A 17,844-nucleotide genomic window follows, 5' to 3' on the forward strand; every position below is an offset into this window, starting at 1 on the left:
AGAGGAGAGCGGTATTTCAAGTAGAAATATCGCTCTTAAGCCAGCAACCAGCCGAGCAAACCACTCCATGCCAGCAGTGGCAGCGAGTAGTAATGGAATTTCAGCCAGATTTTTCGCTCACCCGCCATCCGCAGTGCAATCAGGTTAGCCAGTGAACCGATCGCCAAGCCAAAGCCACCGGCGTTGACCGCATAGGCCAACAGTTGGCTGGAAGGCACGTAGTTAAGCAGCAAAATGGTCGCCGGCACGTTGCTGATCACCTGCGACAGACCGATTCCCAGGGCATAAATACCGCCCTCGCCCAGCCTGGCGATGTCAGCAAACCAGGGCTGAACCGCCTCAAGTCGGGTGAACAGCCCCACATCGATAAACATGGCGATAAAGACAAAAATCAGGCTCCAGTCAATCTGCAACAACACCCGGCGTGCCAACAGTAAAAAACCGGCGAACACCGCCAACAGGCCGTACAGCGGCAGATCGATATCCAGACACAGCAGAAAAATCACGTACAGTGCCACGCAGCTCAGCAACAGACGTCGCTGGTAAGGGTAGCCTTCGGTATGTGGGGCTTTAACGATCTCCCGCGCCGGGAAACTGAACCAGGTCAACAGCAGCAGACTACCCAGCATCGCCGCACCAAAGGGCGCCATCTGGGCAATAAAGGCCAGAAACGACAGCGAGGATTTACTCCACAGCAAAATATTCTGCGGGTTACCAATCGGCGTCAGCAGCGAACCGGCATTGACCGCCAGCGCCTGAAAGATAATCAGCCGGCTAATCGGCAGCGAAGACAGTTTTTTTAGCGTGATGGTCAGCGGAATAACGATAAACAGCGCCACGTCGTTGGTCAGGAATGACGACAACAGCGCGGCTGAAAACACCAGAAACAGCGCCAGCCGCCGTTCGCTATGCAGCGTATTGACTATCTTGCGGCCAATAAAGTCAAAATAGCCGCTGACCTCAACCCCCTTGGTCAGCAACATCAATCCCAGCAGGGTAATAATGGTGCGCCAGTCGATAAAACCGCTGAGCGCAGGCAGTTGTTGCGGATTAATAGCCAGCATCAGCACGCCGGCCACCAGCAGAATATGTAAAAAACGATCTTTCAGGAACGGCTGGAACAGCCGGACCAGGGAATTTGAACTCATGTTGAGCGCTTCTAAAAAACAACCGGGGATCAGGAGCCAGAAGTTAGCCCAAGCGCGACGGCAACGCCAGTAAAATGCTCTTTTACCTTTATCTGCTTTTCATTCGCCGCACTTTGCTTTATTTGTAGCGCCTTTCCCAGATTTGAAGGATTTCTTTATGGCTAACGTTTTCGCCAAAGGGCTGTTACTGAGCATGACGCTCGGCTTGCTGACCGCCTGTAATGACCAGAATACCCGCCCGCAAATGGACATCGACGGCAAAACCATGGGCACCTTCTACAGCGTCAAGGTCAGCGGTGATGTGGCAGTCGATAAACAACAGTTACAGCAGCAGATCGACGCCGTGCTGGAACGCGCCAACGACGATATCTCCACCTATCGCAATGATTCGGTGCTGTCACGCTTTAATCAGAGCAGCAGCACAGAGCCACAGCCGATCCCACGCGGCATGGCGGACATTATCCTGATGGCCCAACGCATTGGCCGCGACACTCAGGGCGCAATGGATATTACCGTCGGCCCGCTGGTCAATTTGTGGGGCTTCGGCCCGGATAAGCGAGTGGTCAAGGTACCGAGCCAACAACAAATAGAAGCGGCGCAAAAGAACGTCGGCTTGCAGCACCTCAAACTGATCGGTGACAACCACGGCGAATGGCTGCAAAAAGACTTGCCTAAAATGTATGTCGATCTCTCAACGCTGGGTGAAGGCTATGGTGTTGACCAGTTGGTGCAATTGATGGCGCGCAACGGCATCACCAACTATCTGGTCTCGGTTGGCGGTGCGGTTTCCTCCCGCGGCGTTAACGGCCAGGGCAAAGCCTGGCGGGTGGCGATCCAAAAGCCTACCGACCGCGAAAATGCAGTACAGGCTTTGGTCGATTTACAAGGTTATGGCATCAGTACCGCCGGTAGTTACCGCAATTATTTCGAACAGGATGGCCAGCGCTATTCGCACGTGATCGATCCCACCACCGGCCGGCCGATAACCCACCGTCTGGTGTCCGCCACGGTGATCGCCCCGACCGCGCTGGAAGCCGACGGTTGGGATACCGGACTGATGGTGCTGGGGACGGAAAAGGCCCTGAAACTGGCGCAGGAAAAAGGGCTGGCGGTCTATCTGATCAGCAAAACCGACGAGGGATTCAGCGCCGTGATGACGCCGCAGTTTAAAGCCTTCCTGGTAAAGTAATTTCTGGTTCGGTATTAAGGGGCGCAGCATACCGCGCCCCCTCTCCATCATCCCTTACGGTGCAACAACAAATACACCACCGGGACCACCAGCATCGACAGCAGCGGTGCACTGACCATGCCGCCAATCATCGGTGCCGCAATGCGCCGCATCACCTCCGAGCCGGCACCATCGCCCCACATGATCGGTAATAACCCGGCCATAATGGTGGCGACGGTCATTACTTTCGGCCGCACGCGCAGTACCGCCCCCTCGCTGATGGCCGCCATCAGCTGTTGTTGGGTTAACGGTTGCCCCGGTTGACGGTGTTTTTCCAGCGCATGGTTCAAATACAGCACCATAATCACGCCAAACTCCGCCGCCACGCCAGACAGGGCAATAAAACCGACGGCCCCGGCCACCGAAAGGTTGTAGTTCAGCAGGTACAGCAGCCACACGCCGCCGATCAGCGCAAAAGGCAGCGTCGCCATGATCAACAGCGCATCGCGCACGTTGCTGAAGGTGACAAACAGCAGCACGAAAATGATCGCCAGCGTCACCGGCAGCACGATTTTCAACTGGGCGCTGGCGCGTTCCAGATATTCAAACTGTCCGGACCAGCTCAAAGAGACACCGGCCGGTAACCGCACCTGCTGCGCGACCGCCTGCTGCATTTCTTCCACCGCCGATTTAAGATCGCGTCCGCGCAGATCGACATAAATCCAATTGGAGAGCCGTGCGTTTTCACTTTTCAGCATTGGCGGCCCTTCGGTCACCCGAATATCCGCCAACATCGACAACGGCACCTGACCTCCACTGGCCGTGAGTACCGGCAATGCCTGCAGTTGTTGCACCGAATCACGGATTTCGCGTGGGTAACGCACATTGATCGGATAGCGCGCCCGGCCCTCAATGGTTTCGCCAATGTTTTCACCGCCCACCAGCGTCGCCACCATCGATTGCAGCTCCTTCACCGAGACGCCATAGCGCGCAGCCCGCTGACGGTCGATATCAATATCCACATAGCGCCCACCGGTGATGCGCTCTGCCAATGCCGAGGTGACGCCCGGCACCCGTTTCACCACTTGTTCAATCTGCCCGGAAATCCGTTCGATATCGGCCATGTTATTGCCGTTGACCTTGATGCCGACCGGGCTTTTTATGCCGGTGGCCAACATATCCAGCCGATTGCGAATGGGTGGAACCCAGACGTTGGCGATGCCCGGCACCTTGACCACGCTGTCCAATTCCGCCACCAATTTGTCCATGGTCATGCCTGGCCGCCATTGGTCACGCGGCTTGAAACGAATGGTGGTTTCCAGCATGGTCAGCGGCGCCGGGTCGGTAGCGGTTTCCGCCCGCCCTGCCTTGCCGAATACCGTCGCCACCTCCGGCACGGTTTTGATCAACCGGTCGGTCAGTTGCAACAGCCTGCTGGCCTCGCGTGCCGACATGCCCGGCAATGACGATGGCATATACAACAGATCGCCTTCATCGAGCTGCGGCATAAATTCGCTGCCCAACCGGCTAAGCGGATACAGGGTCAACAGCAGCAATAGTAACGAAACCCCGAGCGTGGTTTTCGGGCGTGCCAACACCGCCGCCAGCACCGGCTGATAGCAACGAATCAGCCAGCGGTTGATCGGGTTGGCATGCTCATCGGGAATGCGGCCACGGATGAAGTAACCCATCAACACCGGCACCAACGTAATGCCCAGCCCGGCCGCCACCGCCATGGCGTAGGTCTTGGTGTAGGCCAACGGAGAGAACATCCGCCCTTCCTGCGCCTGCAGGGTGAAGACCGGAATGAAGGACAACGTGATAATCAGCAAACTGCAAAACAGCGCCGGCCCCACTTCCACCGCCGCCTGCTCCGAAATGCGCCAGTAATCCGTTGACGTCGGCTGTTGCCCTGGATGACGCTGTCGCCACTGCTCCAGCACCTTATGCATGTTCTCGATCATCACGATCGCCGCATCCACCATCGCGCCTATCGCGATGGCTATCCCGCCCAGCGACATGATATTGGCGTTCACCCCCTGATAATGCATCACCACAAAGGCACCGAGAATACCCAGCGGCAACGTGATCATCGCCACCAGCGCCGAACGGAAATGGAACAGGAACAGAGTGCAGACCAGCGCCACCACGATAAACTCTTCCAGCAGCTTGTGGGACAGGGTTTCGATGGCGTGTTCAATCAGCTGAGAGCGATCGTAAACCGTAACGATTTCCACTCCCGGCGGCAGCGTCCGCTGAACCTCCTGCAGTTTCACCTTCAGCGCGTTAATGGTTTCCAGCGCATTTTTACCGTAGCGCATCACCACAATGCCGCCCGCCACTTCCCCTTCCCCGTTCAGTTCCGCCACGCCCCGACGGATCTCCGGCCCTTCACGCAGCGTCGCCACCTGCGACAGCAGGATCGGCACGCCATCGCGCACGGTGATCACCACATTGGCAAAATCACTGAGTTTTTTCAGGTAGCCCGAGGTGCGCACCATGTATTCCGCCTCGCCCATTTCCAGCAGCGCTCCGCCACCTTCCTGGTTGGCGTCCTGAATGGCCGTCACCACCTGTTGATGGGTGATATTCAACGCACGCAGGCTTTGTGGGTCCAACACCACCTGATATTGGCGCACCATACCGCCCACGCTGGCCACCTCTGCCACGTTAGGGACGGTTTTAAGCTCAAACTTCAACGTCCAGTCCTGTAATGCACGCAGGTCGGCCAGGCTGTGCTTGCCGGTTTTATCCACCAGGGCATATTCGTAAACCCAGCCCACACCGGTGGCATCCGGCCCCAGCGCCACCTTCACCTGCTCAGGCAATGAGGATTGCACCTGACTGAGCGATTCCAGCACCCGCGAACGCGCCCAGTAAAGATCGGTGCCGTCCTCAAACAGCACATAGACGTAGGCATCGCCAAACATGGAAAAACCACGCACCGTTTTGGCCCCCGGCACCGTCAACAACGTGGTAGTCAGCGGATAAGTGACCTGATCTTCAATCACCTGCGGTGCCTTGCCTGGGTAAGTGGCACGGACGATGACCTGAACGTCGGACAGGTCCGGCAGCGCATCCAGCGGCGCTTTCTGCAGTGCCCACACACCCCAACCGGCCAACAACACCGAGGCCAATAACACCAGCAGCCGGTTGCGCAGCGACCAGCGGATCACGAATGCAATCATAAGTGGCCTCCGTGCCCGGCATTGATCGGCAGAACCTGGCTGATATGTGAACCGCTGTCGTCGACGCTAAAGTGAATTTTTACCCGGTCGCCAGGCTTGATGCCTGCCGGTAATCCCCCCGGCGGCAGAGCAAAATCCATGGTCATCGCCGGCCACTGCAATTCCGGCACTGGTCCGTGGGACAACGTCATGGTGTCGCCATTGAGTGCCTCAATCACCCCTTCGGCCTGATACTGTTTAACTTCGGTTTGTGCCGCCATCTGCGGCAAGGCACTGCGCATACTGGCCTCGGAGTCGATCAGGAACTGACCGGAGGTCACCACCTGTTGCCCGGCGCTCAGCCCGCGTTTGATCTCCACCCAGCCATCCTGTACGCGCCCGGCCACCACCTCCACCGGCGTGAAATGGCCGTTACCTTCGGCAACCAATACCCGGTTACGATCGCCGTTATCTATCAGCGCCTCCTGCGGGATTGCCAGCACCGGTTTGCCGACGGCGTTCTGCGATAGCGTCAGTTGCAGGTACATGCCTGGCCGCAGCCTTTGCTGAGGATTTTTTAACAGAATGCGCGCTTTGAAGGTGCGGGTTAGCGGATCGACATTGGCCAGCAGTTCACTCACCTCGCCTGCAAACCTTTCCCCCGGCCAGCTGGCAGAAGCGGCCTGCACCTTGTCGCCCACCTTGAGTAACCCGGCCTGCGCCTGCGGATAGTCGGCCACGATCCACACCGGATCCAGCCTCGCCAGCTCAAATAACCCCTGCGCCGCGGTCACCTGAGCGCCCTCAAGCACGCTTAGCTTGTTCACATATCCGCTCTCCGGCGCCAGTATCTTAATACGTGGCTCGGGCTTCCCCGTGCGCTCAACCTGCCGTATCACCGCCTCGGGCATAAATAACAGCTGCAACCGCTGGCGGGCGGCGGCGGTCAATGCGCGATCGCCCAGTTGCCGTATCGCCAAATACTCCTGCTGCGCCGCACTCCACTCCGGGATCCACAACTGTGCCAGCGGCTGGCCTTTTTTCACCTGCTGCTGGCTGGCACGGACATAGAGTTTTTCCACCAGCCCATTGGCACGGGCGGCAATAATCTGCACCCCACGCTCATCCGTCGCTACGCTGCCAAAAGCGTCAAGCTGCTGATCCAACGCGCGCAACTGAGCGGTCTCAATACGTACCCCCAGATTCTGCTGCTGGCGCGCACTGATGGTCACACCGCCCTGCATCTCGGCCTCATCGGCATAGCGCGGCACCAGTTGCATATCCATAAAGGGGGATTTCCCCGGTTTATCAAAGCGCTGGGCAGGCATCATCGGATCGTACCAATACAGTACCTGTCGTTCCGTTTTGTCTGCCTGCGGCGCGGCCTCCCCCGCCGAACCCAACCCATACCCGGCCAGCCCACCGCCGATCAACGCCGCTAACAGCGCCAGCTTAAATGGCATTCTCATTGCATTGCCTCCTGAGGGGTGAGATAGCGGATGGCAGCCCAAATCTGCGCCAGTCCACGGGCGGCTTTACCGGCGCTGAGGCGGCTGTCGAGCAGCGCCCGCCGTGCCTCCAGCAGCGCAGACAAGTCGCTTTTTCCACTGCGATATTGCGCCAACAGCAAAGTCACTCGCTGTTGCTGCAGGGGGATCGCCTGTTGCTGCTGTCGCTGCCATTGCGCCTGCGCCGCCTGGTACTGTGCCAACAGCGTGTCGAGCTGCGCCTGATGATCGCGGATCAGCAACGTCAGCCGATCGTTGGCCTCCATGTTGCGGGACACGTCAGCGGCATAGTCTTTATCCTGCCGCTGCGAACGAAATAGCGGCAGATCAACGGTAAACATCACCCCGGCCAGATCCTCATAATCGTCGGCGCGCTTGCCGTAATACACCTCAACCCCCACGTCCGGTATGGCCGCCACCTCTGACTGTGCCGAACGCGCCCTGGCCACGTCGGCCTCGCGACTGGCCTGCTGCACCTCAGGATGTTGTTTGATTGCCTGGCGCAAGACGTCGCTGTCGGCCGGCAAACGTTCAAAGCGTGGCATTGCCCCGGCAGTGTCCGTGGTTGCCTGACCGGTCAGTTGCGTCAGGCGTGCCTGCGCTACCGCAACGTCGCGCTGCGCCTCACTGATGCGGTCCTGCATGGCCAGCAGCGTCAGTCTGGCGTCCAGCACGCCGCTGGCAGGAGTGCCGCCACCGGCCACACCGGCATGCTGAGTGGCTATTTGGCGTTCACTCTCCGTAACCAGTGCGGTGGCGTCACGCAAGGTTTGCCGGCTCAGCGCCAGTTCCAGCCACGCCTGCGCAGTTTGCTGCTGCAAACGGGCACGGATGGTAGCGCTGCCGGCATCCGTCTGGCTGGCTTCGGCACGCAGGGTATCCGCCTTGCGCTGGCGTTTGGTGCTGCTGACGTAATCCTGCATGATGCCGACCCGCCCCATCGTCATACCTTCACGGGTGAGTCGCCGGGCGTTGCCACCCTGCACCGGCACGTTTTCAATCCCGAACTTCAGTTTGGGATCGGGCAATTGCATCGCCGAATCCGCCATGTTCTCCAGAGCATTCACCTGATGCCGATTGGCCGAAAGTTCCGCCGAATAGCGTTCCGCCGCCGTCAACGATTGTTGCAGCGTCAATTCCGCTGCCAGGCTGGCCGGTGCCCAACAGGCAAGCAGCAGCCAGCCCACCCGTAAAGGGTGAGAAAGGATAATGGTCATGACGCCTCCGTTATTGCCGAGCGGTTGCGATAGCAATCAGCCGATAACCGCCGTCGACCGGCAGGAAGCTGAAATCAACCGCCGTTCCCACAGGCAGTACGGTGAGCGATGGCGATGAGGGGAGCTGGAAACTCATGGTCATGGGCGGCCAGTTGAGCGCCGGAATGGCCTGGTGTGCGATGGATACCTTGCGCTCATCCCAGGCCTTGATGACGCCCTGGCTATGGATTTCGACGGTAGGTTTTACGGCAGAATGCTGCATCGCCATATCGGCGGCGCTGACGGCAGAGGAGAAAAACAGGGTGATCAGTACAGCGGCAAATAAATTACGCATAACGGGTACTCCATTAAATAGTTAACAAACGCGGGTGGCCGTCAGGGACGGCAAAGCGGTTGTCAGAGCTATTCACGGAACCGGCAGAAAACAATCTCCGCCGGCGGACCTGTTATCGGTGGCGTTTGCCAGGTGTTAAGTGGGATAGAAATTAATGGGGAAAGAGCAATAACGGCCAATTCGCTGCTGACCGGCAAGGCGGCTAACGTCAGGCTGGCATGATCCTGTTGAGCGGACTCAGGGACACAATGCTTCTCGCACAGCGGCCCCTGAGTTTGCATCTGGTCTGACGAAGGCAGGCTGTTTTGCATATGCATCATATGCTGGGCCATGGGGGCTTCACCGCTGAACTGCAGGTTGCAATTATGGCTGGCCAACGCCAATTGGGTATTCAACAACAGCCAACTGACGACCAATAGCCATGCACAGGCCCGCTTTTTAGCGAAGCGCAAACGGTGCATGGATAAAGAGATGGACGCCAAAGCCGACATCAGGTGATTCCAGAGTGTGGGATAGCCGGAGTATATCGGCCAAGCGCTTGCGCAGGAATGGAATTTACACCCGCTGACAAAGCCGTGTTTGCCAACTGACTGGAAATAAAAATACTTTGATATCAATCAACCGGCGGTGTCTCAGCCAAAGAAAAACCCAGCGCGGAGGCTGGGCTTGATACGGGGAAACTCACCGACGGAAGGTTATTTGGTTAACGCGATAATACCCAGCGTCAGACCGGCAACCGCCGCTGCACCACCGGCGATAGCGCCTGCGGTTTCCCAGTTATCCTGAGTGGTGCCTTTCATGCAGGTGTTGGTGTGCACCAAACGCCCCTGATCGTCATAGACCGGGACACAAGGTGATTCAGTCGCGCACCCAGCCAAAAATACCGACAGCAGCCCAACTGCAATTAACTTTTTCATACTATTGCCTCAATGTTCGGTCACTCTGAAATGCTACGCCGAGTGATATTCGCGCTATTGAGCCATTGTATGCGCAAAAGGCTGAACGAAGCGTTAATGATCCGTCAGAAGATGTAATTTGAGATAACTCCGAGCGGCCAACCGGCAGGATCGACAGGCATTAAAAAGCCCGCGAAAAGCGCGGGCTTGATCCACAATCTTGAAGCCGGAATTACTTCTGCAGCTTACGCATTACCAGCGTGGCGTTGGTGCCGCCGAAACCGAAGCTGTTGGACATCACGGTAGTCAACTCGCGTTGAGTCGGCTGAGTCACGATGTTCATGCCTGCGGCTTTCTCATCCAGGTTTTCGATGTTGATGCTCGGCGCAATAAAGCCGTGCTCAACCATCAACAGGCTGTAGATCGCTTCCTGCACGCCGGCGGCGCCCAGTGAGTGACCGGTCATGGCCTTGGTGGAGGAGATTGCCGGGGTGTTGTCGCCAAACACTTCACGGATAGCACCCAGTTCCTTCACATCGCCAACCGGCGTAGAAGTCCCGTGCACGTTCATGTAGTCGATTGGGGTGTCAACGCCCTGCATTGCCATCTTCATGCAACGCACTGCGCCTTCGCCTGATGGCGCAACCATATCGGCACCGTCGGAGGTCGCACCGTAGCCGATGATCTCAGCGTAGATGTGTGCGCCACGCGCCAGAGCATGTTCCAGCTCTTCTACTACCACCATACCGCCGCCGCCGGCGATGACGAAACCGTCACGCGCTGCATCATAGGTACGGGAAGCTTTTTCCGGAGTGTCGTTGTAGCTGGTGGACAGAGCGCCCATCGCATCGAACTCACAGGCCATTTCCCAGCACAGTTCTTCACCGCCGCCGGCAAAGACTACGTCCTGCTTGCCCAGTTGGATCAGTTCAACCGCGTGGCCAATGCAGTGTGCAGAGGTTGCGCAGGCAGAGCTGATGGAATAGTTAACGCCACGAATTTTGAACGGGGTTGCCAGGCAGGCGGAAACGCCTGAAGCCATGGCTTTGGTCACCATGTACGGGCCAACGCCGCGCAGGCCTTTGGCACGCATGCCGTCGGATCCGGCAACCTGGTTGCGCGGAGAGCCGCCACCTGAGCCAACTACCAGACCGGTGCGATCGTTGGAAACCTGATCGGCAGCCAGACCTGAGTCTTTGATGGCTTCTTCCATGGAAAGATAGGCATAAACGGACGCATCGCTCATAAAGCGCATCACTTTACGGTCGATCAGACCTGTGGTGTCCAGTTTAACATCGCCCCATACGTGACTACGCATGCCGGAATCTTTCAGTTCCTGGGAGAAAGTGATCCCAGAACGTCCTTCCTGCAGGCTCGCCAGGACCTCCTGCTGGTTGTTACCAATGCTGGAGACGATTCCCAGGCCAGTAATCACTGCACGTTTCATTCAGTACCTCTTCCACATTTTTACATTCGGGATTTTGCATCGCACTTTAGCGTACAGATGTACGCCGAACAAGTCCGATCAGCGTTTTTCAGCTTTATTCTTATCCAGTTTGCGCCATAGCGCCAGCGCCGTTAGAATCCCGTCACCCCTTGAGTTACGAGCAACCAACCGTGAGCCACGCCCCGATCCAAACCGCAGCGTTATCCTGGAATGAACAGGGTACACCTGTTTCGAAACAGTTTGATGACGTCTACTTTTCTAATCAGGATGGGCTGGAAGAAACCCGCTACGTGTTTCTCAAGGGCAACCGGCTGCCGTCACGTTTTGCCGAACACCCTCGCCCGCTGTTTATCGTGGCGGAAACCGGCTTCGGCACCGGACTTAATTTTTTAACCCTGTGGCAGGCCTATGCCGATTTTCATGCCACAACGCCGGATGCCACGCTGCAGCGGCTGCACTTTATCAGCTTTGAAAAATTCCCGCTGCTGCAGGCCGATCTGGCGGCGGCACATGCCCGTTGGCCAGAGCTGGCTCCCTATGCCGACGAGTTACGCGCCCAATGGCCGTTGCCGCTGCCGGGCTGCCACCGCCTGTTGCTGGCGGAAGGCCGCATTACGCTGGATCTGTGGTTCGGTGACGTGAACGAATTGCTACCGCACTTCGACGCCAGCATGCACCGCCAAATCGATGCCTGGTTCCTCGACGGCTTCGCCCCGTCGAAAAATCCGGATATGTGGACCGAGCAATTGTTCGCCGCCATGGCGCGCTTTGCCCGGCCGGGGAGCAGCCTGGCCACCTTCACCGCAGCAGGTTTTGTTCGGCGCGGGCTGCAGCAGGCCGGATTTGAAGTCATAAAAAGCAAAGGTTTCGGCCAGAAACGTGAAATGCTGATTGGCGAGCTGCCTGCCGATGCACCAGCGGTGGCCCACCCCACGCCCTGGTTACTGCGCCCGGCAGCCGACAATACCGACGATATTGCTATCATTGGCGGCGGCGTTGCCAGCGCCTTGACTGCCCTCGCCTTGCTGCGCCGTGGTGCGAAGGTCACGCTGTATTGTGCCGATCCTCAGGCGGCCGAAGGGGCATCGGGCAACCGTCAGGGGGCGCTCTACCCGTTGTTGAACGGTCGGGGAGATGCACTGGAAAACTTCTTCAGCGCCGCTTTCCTTTTTGCCCGCCGCCAGTACGATGCGCTGGTAAAACAGGGCGTGACGTTTGACCACCAGTGGTGTGGCGTCAGCCAATTGGCCTATGATGAAAAAAGTGCCGGGAAGATTGCCAACATGCTGGCGGTTGAATGGCCACAACAACTGGCCGTGGCGGCCGATCGCACCACGCTCAGCGCCCTGTGCGGTATCGACAGTGGTTTTGGCGGCATTAACTACCCGCAGGGTGGCTGGCTGTGCCCGGCCGAGCTGACGCGCAATGCCATAGCCCTGGCGCAACATCAGGGGTTAAGCTGTCACTATGAGTCTGACGTCAAGGCCCTGACCGCCACCGACAGCGGCTGGCAGCTCAGTTTCAACCAGGGAGAAACCCGACAGCATGCGACGGTGATCCTGGCCAACGGCCACCGGCTTGGCGAACTGGCGCCCAGCGAAGCGCTGCCGGTTTATGCGGTGCGCGGTCAAGTCTCCCATATTCCCACCACCCCAGCGCTGAGCGAATTGAAACAGGTGCTGTGTTACGACGGCTATCTGACGCCGGTCAATGTCAACAACCAACAGCACTGCATCGGTGCCAGCTACCAGCGCGGCGAAACCGCCACCGAATACCGCGAGGAAGAACAGCAAGACAACCGTGCTCGCCTGCTGCGCTGCCTGCCGGAACAGACCTGGCCAGCACAGGTTGATGTCAGCGGTCAGCAGGCCCGCTGCGGCGTGCGCAGCGCCACCCGCGATCACCTGCCGATGATCGGCGCAGTACCGGACTATCAGGTTACGCTGACGCAGTATCAGCATCTGCAGCGCCAGCATCAACGCGGCGAGGCTATCGCCAATGCGCCAGGATACCCCAATCTGTTTGTGATTGGCGCGTTGGGCTCCCGTGGCCTGTGCTCAGCACCGCTGGCGGCGGAAATTTTGGCGGCGCAGCTGTTCGGCGAACCCTTGCCGGGCGACGCAGACATGCTGGCGGCATTGAATCCGAACCGGATGTGGGTAAGGAAACTACTGAAGGGACGTGCGGTTTAATGGCGGTGTTACGAGGCGCTGTTTTCAGCGCCTCGTAAAACGGATCAGGCGGTCGGTAGTGCGGTTTGGTACAGATTTTCCCACATGCCATACACCAACACCTGGTCCGGCGGCGACAGCTCACCGGCAGCAATGGCTTTATGCAGGCTGCTTTCCACCTGCGTTTTCAGCGCTTCGGCGCTGTGTTCGCCCAGCTCTTCCACTTCGGCAACCGCCAATGTCAGATGACCGCGCAGGTAGCCACCGGCAAACAGTTCATCATCGCTGGCGTGCTCTACCATGTCATCAATCAGCGCCAAAATGCGCGCTTCGAATTCTGCGATCATCAAATTTCCTCATTAAATAACAACCTGACGGTCAGTTGAGATCTTCCGGATAGGGGAAAAGCTCAGCCGTCAGCGGTGGCGTATTGTAAAACGATTGTAACGCCTGAATAAAGCGCGCAGGTCTTGTGGGTATTCCCTGTTCCAACAGCAACAGTACCCGTTCGCGTACCTTACGCTGGAAGGCGATGCGATCCGGTTCGCAGTCACCGTTCAGGTTGTCGCAACTGACGTTGAACGGGAATCCCGCCGCCACGCAGAACATCCACTCCAGCGACTGCGGTTTAATTTCTACCGCTTCAAATTCGCTTTGCGTCTGTGCGTCGCGCCCGTCCGGGCAGTACCAGTAACCGAAATCGACCAGTTTACGGCGCTGCTCACCGGCAATGCACCAGTGAGAAATCTCATGCATGCCGCTGGCGTAATAGCCGTGAGCGAAGACAATGCGGTGGTACGGCAGTTGGTCGTCGGCCGGCAAATAAATCGGCTCATCGTCGCCTTTAACCAGCCGGGTGTTGTAATCATCACTGAAGCACTGATTAAAGATATCAATCAGCTGTTCGTATTGATGGGTAGCCTGTGTGTCTGACATAAACAAATCCAATAACCACAAAAATAAAGCGGTAATTATTTCATGTTACCGCTCGCTTGGCATGCTAAAAATGCAACGCCAGCCACTGCTGAATTTCCGTACCGTGATTGTCGTACAACAGCTTGCAGCTCATCACCAGAGAAACGATGACGATCATCGGGCGGATCAGCTTTTGCCCACGAGTCATCACCATATGCGCCCCGAGGCGCGCCCCCAGCACCTGCCCTACCAGCATCACCAGACCGATACTCCACACCACCTTGCCGCCGATGATAAACAACACCAGGCTGCCAAAATTGGAAGTGAAGTTCAGCACCTTGGCGTGAGCGGTAGATTTGGCCAGGTTAAAGCCGCACAGCGTCACATAGGCCAGCGCGTAGAAGGAACCGGCGCCAGGGCCAAAGAAGCCGTCATAAAAGCCCACGCAGCCCCCGGCCACCAGCCCGAACGGCAAGGCACTCAAACGACGCTGCCGGTCACTCTCCCCCAGACGCGGGGTCAGCAGAAAGTACAGGCCGATGCCGATCACCAGCAACGGCAACATTTGCCGTAGCAGATCGGCACGCATGTGCTGCACCAGGATCGCCCCGGCGACAGAACCGATCAGCGCCAACAGAATTGTCAGCTTTTGATCGTTGAGATCAACGGCTCGTCGGCGAATGAAGTACAGGCTGGCGGATAAGGAACCACCCACCGACTGCAGTTTGTTGGTTGCCAGCGCCTGCGCGGGAGACACCCCCACCGCCAGCAGTGCCGGTACGGTCAACAACCCACCCCCACCGGCAATGGAGTCGATAAAGCCCGCCAGCAATGCCACCACAAACAAAACCCCGAGCATCTCGGGGCCAACAACGAACCAATCCATTTATTATTCCGCAGCGAAATGGTTATTCAGCAAAGCCTGACAGGTAGGCGGTAATGGCGGCGGTACCGGTTTACCCGGCTTGGCACTCGGCTGATGCGGAATGAACCAACTTGCCAGTTCGGCACCACAGCCGTCGCCCGGCGGTGGGGTATCCTGTTCTTTACACTCCAGGCTACCGGCCGGACAACGAAGGCGCACATGCATGTGCGCACGATGGCCAAACCACGGCCGCACCTTGTGCAACCAGTCACGATCGGCACCGGCATCCAGGCACAGGCGCTGCTTGATCGCCGGGTTGACGAAGATCCGCGTCACTTCCTGATCCTGCGCAGCTGCTTTGATCAAGGTTTCAATCTGCGGCTGCCACTGGCGTGCGACCACCTGCTTGCCGTCACTGGAAACCAAATCGATCGGTTGCGGCTTCAGTAATTGCTGTGCACTCCAGCGTTGACGCGGCAACTGTAACCAGATGTCGACATCAAGCCCTGACTGATGGCTGGCATGGCCACTGCTGAAGCGCCCACCGGCCGGCATCGCCATATCGCCAATCAGTACCGTACCGAGGTTTTTTTGGTTCGCCTTACTGCTCAGGCGCTGGATAAACGCCAGCAGATCCGGATGGCCGAAATAGCGGCGTTGATCGGGGCGCATCACCTGATAATCCGGCGAGTTCAACGGCAGCGGCTGGGCACCGATAATGCAACCATTGGCAAAACCGCCCACCGCCTGCGGTGAACCGGCCACCGGGTTCTCGATTTTCTGCCACGGCGTCAACGCCATGGCGGAGCCCGAAGCCATCAGGGCAAGGATGCCCAACATCCAGTTTTTCATGGTGATTACCAGCGTGGGACGTTAGAAACTACATCACCGTTCTGCGCACGTTGGCGCAACAGGTGATCCATCAGCACAATCGCCATCATCGCTTCGGCAATCGGTACCGCACGGATGCCTACGCAAGGGTCATGGCGACCACGGGTAACCATTTCCACCGCTTCGCCCTGGCGATTGATGGTTCTGCCAGGCACCATGATGCTGGAGGTCGGTTTCAGCGCCAAATGGGCGATCACCGCCTGCCCACTGCTGATACCGCCGAGGATGCCGCCCGCATGGTTGCTCTGGAAACCTTCCGGGGTGATTTCATCGCGGTTTTCGCTGCCGCGCTTGGTCACAACGCTAAAGCCGTCGCCAATTTCCACGCCTTTTACCGCATTGATGCTCATCAGCGCATGTGCCAAATCCGCGTCAAGGCGGTCAAACACCGGTTCACCAAGGCCTACCGGCACGTTTTCTGCCACTACGCTGACCTTGGCGCCAATGGAGTCGCCCTCTTTCTTCAATGCGCGCATCAGTTCGTCCAGGGCTTCCAGCTTGTCCGGATCCGGACAGAAGAACGGGTTCTGTTCGACCTGCTCCCAGTCTTTCAGCTCGCAGACCACGTCGCCGATCTGCGCCAGATAGCCACGCACCTGTACGCCAAATTTCTGCTGCAGGTATTTCTTGGCAATCGCCCCCGCTGCAACACGCATGGCGGTTTCACGCGCCGAAGAACGGCCGCCACCACGATAGTCGCGCACGCCGTATTTTTGTTCGTAGGTGTAGTCTGCATGCCCCGGACGGAACACGTCTTTAATCGCACCGTAGTCCTGCGAGCGCTGGTCGGTGTTTTCGATTATCAGCCCGATGCTGGTACCGGTAGTCACACCTTCAAACACGCCGGAAAGAATACGGACCTGATCCGGCTCGCGGCGTTGGGTGGTATAGCGCGAGGTGCCTGGACGACGGCGGTCCAGATCGTGCTGCAAATCAGCTTCGGTAAGCGGAATGCCCGGTGGCACACCGTCTACGATACAGCCCAGCGCCACACCGTGAGATTCACCAAATGTGGTGACGCGGAAAATCTGCCCAATACTGTTTCCTGCCATCGCGGATCCTTACCCTTAATTATTATCTTTGTTGGGCCCGCGAGGACAGGCCCGGAGAATGCTTAGCTGCGGTAGAGGCTGAAATGCTCTTTGCAATCTACCAGTTGCTGTTTGGTCAGCATGAACACCCCGTCACCGCCGTTTTCGAACTCCAGCCAGCTGAACGGAATATCCGGATACTGTTCCATCAGATGTACCATGCTGTTACCCACTTCACAAATCAGCACGCCGTCGTCGCTCAGGTAATCCGGCGCACAGGCCAGAATGCGACGCACCAGCTTCAGACCGTCGCTACCCGCCGCCAGACCCAGTTCAGGTTCAAAGCGGAACTCTTCCGGCAGATCAGACATGTCTTCTGCATCAACGTACGGTGGGTTGGTGACAATCAGATCGTACTGGATCGCCGGAAGATCGCGGAACAGATCGGAACGGATCGGAGTCACCTGCTGTTCAACGCCCAGCGCCTGAATATTGCGCTCGGTCACCGCCAGCACGTCGGCGGAGATGTCTACCGCGTCCACTTCCGCATCCGGGAAAGCATAGCCGCAGGCAATGGCAATACAGCCGCTGCCGGTACACATGTCGAGAATATGGCTCGGCGAATGAGGGATCAGTGCGCTGAAGCGATCGTTGATCAGTTCGCCAATCGGGGAACGCGGTACCAGCACGCGCTCATCGACATAAAACTCCAGGTCGCAGAACCAGGCTTTGTTGGTCAGGTAGGCTACCGGAATACGCTCATTGACGCGGCGGATCACGCGTTCAACGATGCGGTGGCGTTCGCTGGAGGTCAAACGTGCAGTGTGCATGTCCTCTGGAATATCCAGCGGCAGGAACAGGCTTGGCAGCACCAATTGCACCGCTTCGTCCCACGGATTATCGGTTCCGTGACCATAGTAGATATCGGCGGCGTTAAAACGGCTTACTGTCCAACGCAGCATATCTTGAATGGTGTGCAGTTCATTCACTGCTTCCTCGACGAAAATTTTGTCCAATTTGCCCTCCGGCAGGCACTGTGATTCATGATTTAGCCGCATAGTTTGCCATGAAGCCCGCGACAAATCA

The 17,844-nt window shown here is 57.8% G+C and carries 16 protein-coding genes; 2 read left to right on the plus strand and 14 right to left on the minus strand.

Annotated features, from left to right (window positions below; genetic code table 11):
* Positions 1-35 precede the first annotated feature (35 nt).
* Positions 36-1,148 carry an SLC13 family permease gene (locus M2406_RS18260; protein WP_259190972.1) on the minus strand — a complete coding sequence of 371 codons (1,113 nt, stop codon included), beginning with the start codon at positions 1,146-1,148 and terminating at the stop codon, positions 36-38.
* Between the two features lie 157 nt (positions 1,149-1,305).
* Here M2406_RS18260 and apbE point away from each other — a divergent pair, with 157 nt between their 5' ends.
* Positions 1,306-2,337, plus strand: coding sequence for an FAD:protein FMN transferase ApbE (gene apbE, locus M2406_RS18265; RefSeq protein WP_259190973.1), 1,032 nt, complete (start codon positions 1,306-1,308; stop codon positions 2,335-2,337).
* 47 nt (positions 2,338-2,384) lie between these two features.
* Here the strand turns inward: apbE and M2406_RS18270 are convergent, their stop codons facing one another.
* From M2406_RS18270 to fabB, 7 genes are all read right to left on the minus strand, one after another.
* Positions 2,385-5,504 carry an efflux RND transporter permease subunit gene (locus M2406_RS18270; protein WP_012146076.1) on the minus strand — a complete coding sequence of 1,040 codons (3,120 nt, stop codon included), beginning with the start codon at positions 5,502-5,504 and terminating at the stop codon, positions 2,385-2,387.
* Positions 5,501-6,952, minus strand: a complete 1,452-nt coding sequence (locus M2406_RS18275) for an efflux RND transporter periplasmic adaptor subunit (protein ID WP_259190974.1) — start codon at positions 6,950-6,952, stop codon at positions 5,501-5,503. Before M2406_RS18275 ends, M2406_RS18270 begins: the two co-directional genes overlap by 4 nt.
* A complete protein-coding gene (locus M2406_RS18280) occupies positions 6,949-8,208 on the minus strand; it encodes a TolC family protein (RefSeq protein ID WP_017893529.1) in 1,260 nt (419 codons plus the stop codon). The genes M2406_RS18275 and M2406_RS18280 overlap by 4 nt, the downstream gene beginning before the upstream one ends.
* 10 nt (positions 8,209-8,218) lie before the next feature.
* Positions 8,219-8,542 carry a copper-binding protein gene (locus M2406_RS18285; protein ID WP_012146079.1) on the minus strand — a complete coding sequence of 108 codons (324 nt, stop codon included), beginning with the start codon at positions 8,540-8,542 and terminating at the stop codon, positions 8,219-8,221.
* A 68-nt stretch (positions 8,543-8,610) separates the two neighbouring features.
* Positions 8,611-9,033, minus strand: coding sequence for a hypothetical protein (locus tag M2406_RS18290; RefSeq protein WP_259190975.1), 423 nt, complete (start codon positions 9,031-9,033; stop codon positions 8,611-8,613).
* A 204-nt stretch (positions 9,034-9,237) separates the two neighbouring features.
* Entirely contained in the window at positions 9,238-9,459 is a 222-nt protein-coding gene (locus tag M2406_RS18295; protein WP_004947462.1) for a hypothetical protein, read from the minus strand.
* Positions 9,460-9,670: 211 nt separating this feature from the next.
* Complete coding sequence (fabB, locus tag M2406_RS18300; RefSeq protein WP_012146081.1) at positions 9,671-10,885, minus strand: beta-ketoacyl-ACP synthase I; 1,215 nt, start codon at positions 10,883-10,885, stop codon at positions 9,671-9,673.
* A gap of 170 nt (positions 10,886-11,055) precedes the next feature.
* On the opposite strand from fabB, the gene mnmC reads away from it, so the two are divergent.
* Positions 11,056-13,077 carry a bifunctional tRNA (5-methylaminomethyl-2-thiouridine)(34)-methyltransferase MnmD/FAD-dependent 5-carboxymethylaminomethyl-2-thiouridine(34) oxidoreductase MnmC gene (gene mnmC, locus M2406_RS18305; protein WP_259190976.1) on the plus strand — a complete coding sequence of 674 codons (2,022 nt, stop codon included), beginning with the start codon at positions 11,056-11,058 and terminating at the stop codon, positions 13,075-13,077.
* 44 nt (positions 13,078-13,121) lie between these two features.
* On the opposite strand, the gene M2406_RS18310 is transcribed toward mnmC, so the two are convergent.
* From M2406_RS18310 to prmB, 6 genes are all read right to left on the minus strand, one after another.
* On the minus strand, positions 13,122-13,403 hold the full coding sequence (locus M2406_RS18310; protein ID WP_012146083.1) for a YfcL family protein: 282 nt from the start codon (positions 13,401-13,403) through the stop codon (positions 13,122-13,124).
* A 31-nt stretch (positions 13,404-13,434) separates the two neighbouring features.
* On the minus strand, positions 13,435-13,992 hold the full coding sequence (locus M2406_RS18315; RefSeq protein WP_012146084.1) for an elongation factor P hydroxylase: 558 nt from the start codon (positions 13,990-13,992) through the stop codon (positions 13,435-13,437).
* Between the two features lie 64 nt (positions 13,993-14,056).
* Entirely contained in the window at positions 14,057-14,857 is an 801-nt protein-coding gene (locus M2406_RS18320; RefSeq protein WP_012146085.1) for a sulfite exporter TauE/SafE family protein, read from the minus strand.
* A 3-nt stretch (positions 14,858-14,860) separates the two neighbouring features.
* The gene (gene mepA / locus M2406_RS18325; RefSeq protein WP_012146086.1) at positions 14,861-15,688 is read right to left on the minus strand and encodes a penicillin-insensitive murein endopeptidase; all 828 of its coding nucleotides are present in this window, start codon (positions 15,686-15,688) and stop codon (positions 14,861-14,863) included.
* A 5-nt stretch (positions 15,689-15,693) separates the two neighbouring features.
* On the minus strand, positions 15,694-16,779 hold the full coding sequence (aroC, locus tag M2406_RS18330) for a chorismate synthase (RefSeq protein ID WP_012146087.1): 1,086 nt from the start codon (positions 16,777-16,779) through the stop codon (positions 15,694-15,696).
* A 62-nt stretch (positions 16,780-16,841) separates the two neighbouring features.
* Positions 16,842-17,774 (minus strand): 50S ribosomal protein L3 N(5)-glutamine methyltransferase, encoded by a 933-nt coding sequence (gene prmB, locus M2406_RS18335; protein WP_037410747.1) that lies wholly within the window; start codon positions 17,772-17,774, stop codon positions 16,842-16,844.
* Positions 17,775-17,844 lie beyond the last annotated feature (70 nt).

Origin of the sequence: Serratia sp. BIGb0163 (assembly GCF_024809935.1) — a bacterium.
In the GTDB taxonomy this organism is placed as follows: Bacteria; Pseudomonadota; Gammaproteobacteria; order Enterobacterales; family Enterobacteriaceae; genus Serratia; species Serratia quinivorans.

Coding starts and splice junctions, on each gene's coding strand:
- M2406_RS18285 (WP_012146079.1), bottom strand. CDS start 8,542: ATGCGTAATTTATTTGCCGCTGTACTGATCACCCTGTTTTTCTCCTCT.
- M2406_RS18290 (WP_259190975.1), bottom strand. CDS start 9,033: ATGTCGGCTTTGGCGTCCATCTCTTTATCCATGCACCGTTTGCGCTTC.
- M2406_RS18270 (WP_012146076.1), bottom strand. CDS start 5,504: ATGATTGCATTCGTGATCCGCTGGTCGCTGCGCAACCGGCTGCTGGTG.
- M2406_RS18320 (WP_012146085.1), bottom strand. CDS start 14,857: ATGGATTGGTTCGTTGTTGGCCCCGAGATGCTCGGGGTTTTGTTTGTG.
- apbE (WP_259190973.1), top strand. CDS start 1,306: ATGGCTAACGTTTTCGCCAAAGGGCTGTTACTGAGCATGACGCTCGGC.
- M2406_RS18310 (WP_012146083.1), bottom strand. CDS start 13,403: ATGATCGCAGAATTCGAAGCGCGCATTTTGGCGCTGATTGATGACATG.
- M2406_RS18275 (WP_259190974.1), bottom strand. CDS start 6,952: ATGAGAATGCCATTTAAGCTGGCGCTGTTAGCGGCGTTGATCGGCGGT.
- M2406_RS18315 (WP_012146084.1), bottom strand. CDS start 13,992: ATGTCAGACACACAGGCTACCCATCAATACGAACAGCTGATTGATATC.
- M2406_RS18295 (WP_004947462.1), bottom strand. CDS start 9,459: ATGAAAAAGTTAATTGCAGTTGGGCTGCTGTCGGTATTTTTGGCTGGG.
- M2406_RS18260 (WP_259190972.1), bottom strand. CDS start 1,148: ATGAGTTCAAATTCCCTGGTCCGGCTGTTCCAGCCGTTCCTGAAAGAT.
- mepA (WP_012146086.1), bottom strand. CDS start 15,688: ATGAAAAACTGGATGTTGGGCATCCTTGCCCTGATGGCTTCGGGCTCC.
- M2406_RS18280 (WP_017893529.1), bottom strand. CDS start 8,208: ATGACCATTATCCTTTCTCACCCTTTACGGGTGGGCTGGCTGCTGCTT.
- aroC (WP_012146087.1), bottom strand. CDS start 16,779: ATGGCAGGAAACAGTATTGGGCAGATTTTCCGCGTCACCACATTTGGT.
- fabB (WP_012146081.1), bottom strand. CDS start 10,885: ATGAAACGTGCAGTGATTACTGGCCTGGGAATCGTCTCCAGCATTGGT.